Raw genomic sequence first — 1,227 nt, forward strand, 5'->3', positions numbered from 1 at the left:
CAGGCCGGTGGCGTGAAGCTCACCGGGGAGGGTGGCCTCCTGCAGCAGCTGACCAAACGGGTGCTGGAGTCCGCTCTGGAGGGCGAGCTCACGGATCATCTGGGGCACGAGCCCGGTGAGCGGGCCGAGGGTGGCAGGGAGAACTACCGCAACGGGCACCGCTCCAAGACGGTGATCACAGAGTCGGGGCCGGTCGAGATCTCGGTGCCTCGGGATAGGGCCGGGTCGTTCGAGCCGCAGCTGGTCAAGAAGCGGCAGCGGCGTCTGGGCGGCGTGGATGAGATGGTTCTGTCGCTGTCGGCGAAGGGGCTGACGCATGGGGAGATCTCCGCGCATCTCGCCGAGGTGTATGGCACGGAGATCTCCAAGTCCACGATCTCCACGATCACCGACAGCGTGATGGCCGGCATGACGGAATGGCAGAACCGTCCGCTGGACAGCGTCTACCCGGTCGTGTTCATCGACTGTGTGAACGTGAAGGTCAGGGACGGGCAGGTCGCCAACCGGCCTGTCTACATGGCGGTGGCGGTCACCGCCGAGGGGCACCGGGACATTCTGGGCCTGTGGATCGGCGACGGCGGTGAAGGTGCGAAGTACTGGCTCCAGGTCCTGACCGAGGTCAAGAACCGCGGCGCGGCCGATGTCCTGATGCTGGTCTGTGACGGCCTGACCGGTCTCCCGGACGCCGTGAACACCGTCTGGCCTGCGACGATCGTCCAGACCTGTGTCGTTCACCTGCTGCGGAACAGCTTCCGTTACGCGGCCCGACAGGACTGGGAGAAGATCGCGAAGGCGCTCAGGCCCGTCTACACCGCGCCGACCGAGGACGCCGCTCTGGAGCGGTTCGTGGAGTTCACCGACGCCTGGGGCGGGAAGTATCCGGCGATCATCCGGCTCTGGGAGGCGGCCTGGGCGGAGTTCGTGCCCTTCCTCCAGTTCGACGTGGAGATCCGCAAGATCGTCTGCACCACCAACGCAATCGAGAGCATCAACGCGCGGATCCGCAAGGCCGTCCGGGCCCGGGGGCACTTCCCCACCGACCAGGCCGCCCTCAAGTGCGTCTACCTGGCCGTCATGAGCCTGGACCCGACCGGCACAGGACGCAAACGCTGGACCATGCGCTGGAAGGCCGCACTCCAAGCCTTCGACATCACCTTCGACGGCCGGCTCACCGCCGGACGCCACTGAACAAAACCGACCGAGTTCCACCGTTCGCTACACAGACCC

Annotated in this window: 1 protein-coding gene; it reads left to right on the forward strand. The window is 66.4% G+C overall.

Going from position 1 to position 1,227, the window contains the following annotated elements:
• A partial coding sequence (locus ABZ646_RS46935; protein WP_360534000.1) for an IS256 family transposase occupies window positions 1-1,188 on the forward strand: 1,188 nt, incomplete at its 5' end.
• Window positions 1,189-1,227: the final 39 nt, after the last annotated feature.

Origin of the sequence: Streptomyces sp. NPDC007162 (assembly GCF_040634175.1) — a bacterium.
Lineage (GTDB): Bacteria > Actinomycetota > Actinomycetes > Streptomycetales > Streptomycetaceae > Streptomyces.